This window comes from Streptomyces sp. NPDC033270, from assembly GCF_055576575.1.
Window position 1 is genome coordinate 592,068 of sequence record NZ_JBVIRA010000002.1, and the last position, 7,095, is coordinate 599,162.

The 7,095-nt window shown below is 71.7% G+C and carries 6 protein-coding genes; 5 read left to right on the forward strand and 1 reads right to left on the reverse strand.

Features of this window, described 5'->3' with window-relative positions:
- The first annotated feature begins 101 nt into the window (after positions 1-101).
- The 5 genes from ACZ5XZ_RS06165 to ACZ5XZ_RS06185 all read left to right on the forward strand — a co-directional run bounded on the left by ACZ5XZ_RS06165 (position 102) and on the right by ACZ5XZ_RS06185 (position 5,826).
- Positions 102-1,349 carry a polyamine ABC transporter substrate-binding protein gene (locus ACZ5XZ_RS06165; RefSeq protein ID WP_468974887.1) on the forward strand — a complete coding sequence of 416 codons (1,248 nt, stop codon included), beginning with the start codon at positions 102-104 and terminating at the stop codon, positions 1,347-1,349.
- 79 nt (positions 1,350-1,428) lie between these two features.
- A complete protein-coding gene (locus ACZ5XZ_RS06170) occupies positions 1,429-2,592 on the forward strand; it encodes an ABC transporter ATP-binding protein (RefSeq protein ID WP_468974888.1) in 1,164 nt (387 codons plus the stop codon).
- Positions 2,589-3,527: an ABC transporter permease gene (locus ACZ5XZ_RS06175; RefSeq protein ID WP_468974889.1), complete on the forward strand. Its 939-nt coding sequence runs from the start codon at positions 2,589-2,591 to the stop codon at positions 3,525-3,527. The genes ACZ5XZ_RS06170 and ACZ5XZ_RS06175 overlap by 4 nt, the downstream gene beginning before the upstream one ends.
- The gene (locus ACZ5XZ_RS06180) at positions 3,527-4,390 is read left to right on the forward strand and encodes an ABC transporter permease (RefSeq protein WP_468974890.1); all 864 of its coding nucleotides are present in this window, start codon (positions 3,527-3,529) and stop codon (positions 4,388-4,390) included. The genes ACZ5XZ_RS06175 and ACZ5XZ_RS06180 overlap by 1 nt, the downstream gene beginning before the upstream one ends.
- Before the next feature lie 20 nt (positions 4,391-4,410).
- Positions 4,411-5,826 (forward strand): NAD(P)/FAD-dependent oxidoreductase, encoded by a 1,416-nt coding sequence (locus tag ACZ5XZ_RS06185; RefSeq protein WP_468974915.1) that lies wholly within the window; start codon positions 4,411-4,413, stop codon positions 5,824-5,826.
- Positions 5,827-5,892: 66 nt separating this feature from the next.
- On the opposite strand, the gene ACZ5XZ_RS06190 is transcribed toward ACZ5XZ_RS06185, so the two are convergent.
- Positions 5,893-6,519, reverse strand: coding sequence for a phosphatase PAP2 family protein (locus ACZ5XZ_RS06190; RefSeq protein ID WP_468974891.1), 627 nt, complete (start codon positions 6,517-6,519; stop codon positions 5,893-5,895).
- Positions 6,520-7,095: the final 576 nt, after the last annotated feature.

A 7,095-nucleotide genomic window follows, 5' to 3' on the forward strand; every position in this document is an offset into this window, starting at 1 on the left:
CACAGGCCCCGCCCCCACCTGGGCCCCACCCCTGCGGCCAGCGCCGCGCGCACCGTCACCACCGGCCGAGCGCCGGGCTCACCCCCGAAAGGGCACCGCGCATGGAGCACCACGAGCAGCCCGAACCCCTGTCCCCGGCCGAGATCGCCGCCGTCCGCCGCAGCGCGGCCAACGGCCGGCTGGCGATGACCCGCCGCACGCTGCTGCGGGCGAGCAGCGCCATGGCCGTCGCGGCCGGCGGCCTGGGTGCGCTCGGCGCCTGCGGCATCCCGCCCGCGGGCCGTACGGACGCCGCCCACAGCGCGGACCACTCCCGGGCGGAGAAGCGCCTGAACTTCTCCAACTGGACCGAGTACATGGACGTCAGCGACGACGGCAAGCGCCACCCGACGCTGGATGCGTTCACCCGGCGCACCGGCATCGCCGTCAAGTACACCGAGGACATCAACGACAACGACGAGTTCTTCGGAAAGGTCCAGGCGCAGCTGGCGGCAGGCCAGGACACCGGCCGCGATCTGGTCGTGCTCACCGACTGGATGTGCGCACGGATGATCTCCCTCGGCTGGATCCAGAAGCTGGACACGGCCAACCTGCCGCACGCCTACGCCAACCTGGCGGCGGAGTTCCGCGACCCGGCCTGGGACCCGGGCCGCGCGCACTCCTACGTCTGGCAGGGCATCCCCGCGATCATCGCGTACAACAAGAAGGCCACCGGCGGCAGGAAGGTCGACTCGGTGAGCCAGCTGCTGGAGGACCCGCGGCTCAAGGGCCGGGTCGGCTTCCTCTCCGAGATGCGCGACAGCGTCGGGCTGACCCTGCTGGACATGGGCAAGCGCCCCGAGGACGTCACTGCGGACGACTTCGACGCGGCGATAGCCCGGCTCCAAAAGGGCGTCGATGCCAAGCAGATCCGCCGCTTCACCGGCAACGACTACACCACCGACCTGGACAAGGGCGACCTCGCCGCCTGTGTCGCCTGGGCCGGCGACATCGTCCAGCTCCAGAGCGACAACCCGGACATCGAGTACGTCATCCCCAAGTCCGGCTACATGACGTCCACCGACAACCTCATGGTGCCGAACAAGGCCCGCCACAAGCAGAACGCCGAACGGCTCATCGACTACTTCTACGAGCCGAAGGTGGCGGCCCGGCTCGCGGCGTACATCAACTACGTCTGCCCCGTCGACGGCGTGCGCGACGAGCTCGCCAAGATCGACAAGGCGGCGGCGGACAACCCGCTGATCCTGCCGGACAAGGAGATGGCCGCCCGCTCCCACTCCTTCCGCGCGCTGAACGCCAAGGAGAGCAAGGCGTTCGCCCAGAAGTTCTCCGACCTCACCGGCGCCTGAGCCGCCCCTGGGCCCGGCCCCCACGATCCCACCAGGCCCGCCCGAGCCGTTTCGCCCTCCGACCCACGGGACGACCGACATGACCCACACCGCGACCCCCCAGAGCAGCGGCGGCGACGTCCGCCTCCACGGGATAAGCAAGACCTACGGCTCCTTCACCGCCGTCCATCCGCTCGACCTGACCGTCCCCGCGGGCTCCTTCTTCGCGCTGCTGGGCGCCTCGGGCTGCGGCAAGACCACCACCCTGCGGATGATCGCCGGACTGGAGGAGCCCACCACCGGGACCGTCGAGCTGTCGGGCCAGGACGTCACGGCCCTGCCGCCCTACAAGCGCCAGGTCAACACCGTCTTCCAGAACTACGCGCTCTTCCCGCACCTGGACATCTACGAGAACGTCGCCTTCGGGCTGCGCCGCCGCGGCATCAAGTCCGTCAAGAAGCAGGTCGAGGAGATGCTCGACCTCGTCCAGCTCGGCCCGATGGCGCGCCGCAAGCCGCAGCAGCTCTCCGGCGGCCAGCAGCAGCGCGTCGCGGTCGCGCGGGCGCTGATCAACCACCCCCAGGTGCTGCTGCTCGACGAGCCGCTCGGCGCCCTCGACCTCAAGCTGCGCCGCCAGATGCAGCTGGAGCTCAAGCGCATCCAGACCGAGGTCGGGATCACCTTCGTGCACGTCACCCACGACCAGGAGGAGGCCATGACGATGGCCGACACCGTGGCCGTGATGAACGGCGGCCGGGTCGAACAGCTCGGCGCCCCCGCCGACCTCTACGAGAACCCCGCCACCACCTTCGTCGCCAACTTCCTGGGCACCTCCAACCTCATCGAGGCCGAGGTCGTCGAGACCGGCGGCGAGGAACTGCTCCTGACGGCCGCCGGCGCCAAACTCCGGCTGCCCGCCGCCCGATGTAGCGCCGCCGCCCCCACGGGCGGCAAGGTGCTGGCCGGCGTACGGCCGGAGAAGGTCGCGCTGAAGCACACCGACGACGCCGGGGCCTGCCCCGAAGGCCACAACCGGCTGCCCGGCCGCATCAAGGACGCCAGCTTCATCGGCGTGTGCACGCAGTACGTCGTCGAGGTGCCGGGCCTGGGCGAACTCGCCGTCTACGAGCAGAACATCGAACGCGACGGCCGCCTCGTGCCCGGCGCGCAGGTCGTCGTGCACTGGAACCCGGCGCACACCTTCGGACTGGACGCCGCCCAGGACATCCAGGCCGGCGCGGACCTCGACGAGGAGGCCGCGTGACCCTCACCGAGACCCCCGTGCCACCGGACCGGCAGACCGGGGCCGCGCCCCCCAAGGCGCACCGGCCGTCCGCCCGCAAGCGGCTGGTGCCCTACTGGCTGCTGCTGCCCGGCATCCTGTGGCTGCTCGTCTTCTTCGCCGCCCCGCTCGTCTACCAGGCGTCGACGTCGATCCAGACCGGCTCCCTCGAAGAGGGCTTCAAGGTCACCTGGCACTTCGCCACGTACTGGGACGCGCTCGGCGAGTACTGGCCGCAGTTCGTCCGCTCCGTGGGCTACGCCGCGGTCGCCACCGCGCTCTGCCTGCTCCTGGGCTACCCCCTGGCCTACCTGATCGCCTTCAAGGCGGGCCGCTGGCGCAACCTGGTGATGATCCTGGTCATCGCCCCGTTCTTCACCAGCTTCCTGATCCGCACGCTGGCCTGGAAGACGATCCTGGCCGACGCCGGACCGGTCGTCGGCGTCCTTGACTCCCTGCATGTGCTGGACGTGACGAGCTGGCTGGGCGTCACCGAAGGCCACCGGGTGCTGGCCACCCCGCTCGCGGTGGTCTGCGGACTGACCTACAACTTCCTGCCGTTCATGATCCTGCCGCTGTACACCTCGTTGGAGCGCATCGACCCGCGCCTGCACGAGGCCGCCGGCGACCTCTACGCCCGGCCGGCCACCACCTTCCGCCGGGTCACCTTCCCGCTGTCCATGCCCGGTGTCGTCGCCGGCACCCTGCTCACCTTCATCCCGGCGGCCGGTGACTACATCAACGCCGAACTGCTGGGCTCCACCGACCAGAAGATGATCGGCAACGTCATCCAGTCGCAGTTCCTGCGGGTCCTGGACTACCCGACCGCCGCCGCCCTCTCCTTCATCCTCATGGCGGCCATCCTCGCCATGGTCACGATCTACATCCGCAAGTCCGGGACGGAGGATCTGGTCTGATGGCGGCCACCGAAACGACGGCAACCCAACCGACCGCGGCCACGGCCGCCCGCCCGCCCGGCAGGGCCCTGCGCTGGCTGCGCCGCAACATCGTGGTGATAGCGGGCCTGTGCACGCTGGGCTATCTGATCCTGCCCAACGTCGTCGTGCTGGTCTTCTCCTTCAACAAGCCCAACGGCCGCTTCAACTACCAGTGGCAGCGGTTCTCCACGGACGCCTGGGCCGATCCGTGCGGGGTCGCCGACCTGTGCGGCTCGCTGGGGCTGAGCCTGCAGATCGCCCTGTGGGCCACCCTCGGCGCGACCGCCCTGGGCACCATGATCGCCTTCGCGCTGGCCCGCTACCGCTTCCGCGCGCGCTCATCCGTCAACACCCTGATCTTCCTGCCGATGGCCATGCCCGAGGTCGTCATGGCCGCCTCGCTGGCGACCCTCTTCCTCAACATGGGCATCCCGTTCGGCTTCTGGACGATCCTCATCGCGCACATCATGTTCTGCCTGAGCTTCGTCGTCACCGCCGTCAAGGCACGCGTGATGAGCATGGACCCGCGGCTGGAGCAGGCCGCCCAGGACCTCTACGCCTCCCCGGTGCAGACCTTCCTGCGGGTGACGCTGCCGATCGCCGCGCCCGGCATCGCCTCCGGCGCCCTGCTGTCCTTCGCCCTGTCCTTCGACGACTTCATCATCACCAACTTCAATGCCGGCTCCACCGTGACCTTCCCCATGTTCGTCTGGGGATCGGCGCAGCGGGGCACGCCCGTTCAGATCAATGTCATCGGTACGGCGATGTTCCTGGTCGCCGTGCTGTGCGTAGTCGTCGGCCAACTGGCCGGGAACCGCCGCAACAGGCGCAAGAGGAGCTGAGAACCATGGCACGAGCTGCCATGCCGCATCCGTCCGGACCGTCTGCCGTCCACGCACTCGCGGACGCCGCCCCCACCCCCTTCTGGCTGGACGATCCCGCCCGCCCCGACGCGCTCGGTGCCCTCGTCGGCGACGAGACCTGCGACCTGCTGGTGGTCGGCGGCGGCTACTCGGGACTGTGGACCGCGCTGATCGCCAAGGAGCGCGACCCGCAGCGCGATGTCGTGCTCATCGAGGGCGCCGAGATCGGCTGGGCCGCCTCCGGGCGCAACGGAGGCTTCTGCGCCGCCTCCCTCACCCACGGCCTCGGCAACGGACTGGCCCGCTGGCCCGGCGAGCTCGCCACGCTCGAAGCGCTCGGCATCCACAACCTCGACGCCATCGAGGACGCGGTCGCCCGCTACGGCATCGACTGCGCCTTCGAGCGCACCGGCGAGATCGACATCGCCACCGAGCCCCATCAGATCGCCGAACTCAAGGAGGCCGCCAAGGACGCCGCCGACCTCGGGCTCGACCGGCACACCTTCCTCGACCAGGACGAACTGCGCGCCGAGGTCGACTCACCGACCTTCCGCGCCGGGCTGTGGGACCGCGACGGCGTCGCCATGCTCAACCCCGCCCGCCTCGCCTGGGGCCTGAAGCAGGCCTGCCTCGGCCTGGGCGTGCGCATCTACGAGCGCACCCGCGCCACCACCCTGGCCTCCGAAGGCCTGGGCATGGCCGTCCGTACCCCCTACGGCCGGGTCTTCGCCCGTCATGTCGCGCTCGGCACCAACGCCTTCCCGTCCCTGGTCAAGCGGGTCCGCCCGTACATCGTCCCGGTCTACGACCACGCCCTGATGACCGAGCCGCTCTCCGACGAGCAGCTCGCCGCCATCGGCTGGAAGAACCGCCAGGGCCTCTCCGACAGCAACAACCACTTCCACTACTTCCGCATCACCGCCGACCACCGCATCCTGTGGGGCGGCTACGACATCGTCTACCGCTACGGCGGCGGCGTACGGGCCGAGTACGACCACCACCCGGCCACCTACGAGAAGCTCGCCCGGCACTTCTTCCGCTGCTTCCCCCAGCTGGAGGGCCTGCGCTTCAGCCACGCCTGGGGCGGCGCCATCGACACCTGCGCCCGCTTCTCCGCCTTCTTCGGCACCGCGCACGCCGGCCGGGTCGCCTACGCGGCCGGATATACCGGGCTCGGTGTGGGCGCCACCCGCTTCGGCGCCGAGGTGATGCTCGATCTGCTCGCCGGGGAGCGCACCGAGCGCACCGAGCTGGAGATGGTCCGCAGCAAGCCGCTGCCCTTCCCGCCCGAGCCGCTGCGTTGGGCGGGCATCGGCATCACCCAGTGGTCGATGACCCGCGCCGACACCCACGGCGGTCGCCGCAACCTGTGGCTGAAGGCCATGGACAAGCTGGGGCTGGGCTTCGACAGCTGACGCAGGGGGCGGGCGGACGCGGTGCGTTGACGCTCGCCGGGGGCGCGCAGCCGGAGCTGCGCGCCTTCACCGTCCGTCGTCCGCCGCCCGGCCCCACCGGCCGCACACCGCGCACCACGCCGCGAGCAGCACGCCGGCCAGGCACCAGCTGCCGAGTACGTCCAGGGGCCAGTGGTAGCCGCGGCGCACCAGCCCGACGCCGACGCCGAGATTCAGCAGGGCCGCCCCGGCGGCGAGTGCCAGGGTGCGGGCGCGGGTGGCCCGGCTTCCCGCCCACCACCGCTGACCCCGGGCCAGCAGCAGCGCGGCCACGCCGTAGGCGACCGCCGCCGTGGCGCCGTGGCCCGAGGGGTAGAAGCCGTCGTGCGCGGCGCCGGCCATCGCGGGCGGGCCCGGCCGGGCGAGCCAGAGCTTGAGCGGGGCGACGAGTGCCGGCACCGCGGCCAACGCGAGCGCGGCGGCGAGCGGCGGCAGCCACCAGCGGGCGGCGGGGCCCTCGTGCGGCGCGGCGCGGCTCGTCCTTCGCCACCCCCGCCACGCGGCCCACACCACCACCGTCAGCAGCACGGGCAGCGCGACGGTCGCATTGCCGAGGTCGGCGAAGAGTTCGGCGGCGGAGGGGGGAATCGCACCGGCGGCGACGGCGCGGCCCAGACGCTCGTCGAGGGCGCGCAGCGGGCCGTGGCCGGCCACCTGCCAGGTGAGCGCGGCGAAGAGAGCCGCGCTGAGGAGCGCGACCAGCAGCGGCGAGAAGTGGTGTGGGCCGCGGACCGAGCGGTCCGGCGAGCCGGGAGAGAGGATCGGCCGCCCCGGAACAGGGGGGTGGTTCCGAGGCGGCCGCGCTGACCGGTGTCCCGCGCGCCCCGGGGGGTATGGGGCGAGCGGACATCCGATCGGTGAGGATTCCCAGAGCCCCCCATTCCAGGGGTTCCGGTGTCGTGCGCGAGGGCACGGCCTGATCGGAGCCGGGGAAGCGCCGACCGGGCGTCGCCCGCAGTCCCCTGCGAGCGGGGTGTTTCTCTCATCTGCAGAAACCGTACGGCACAGGGAGCGCACCGGACAGCCGCATCACCCGGCCGCCATTGGCCCCGCACATCTTCTTCACTCCGTACCTCCAGCTACGCGCGTCCGCCTCGACGGCGTGCCGATCGACCCCTTGGGGCGGGCAAACGGGCGTGGGGGGGGGGGGGGGGGGGGGGGGGGGGGGGGGGGGGGGGGGGGGGGGGGGGGGGGGGGGGGGGGGGGGGGGGGGGGGGGGGGGGGGGGGGG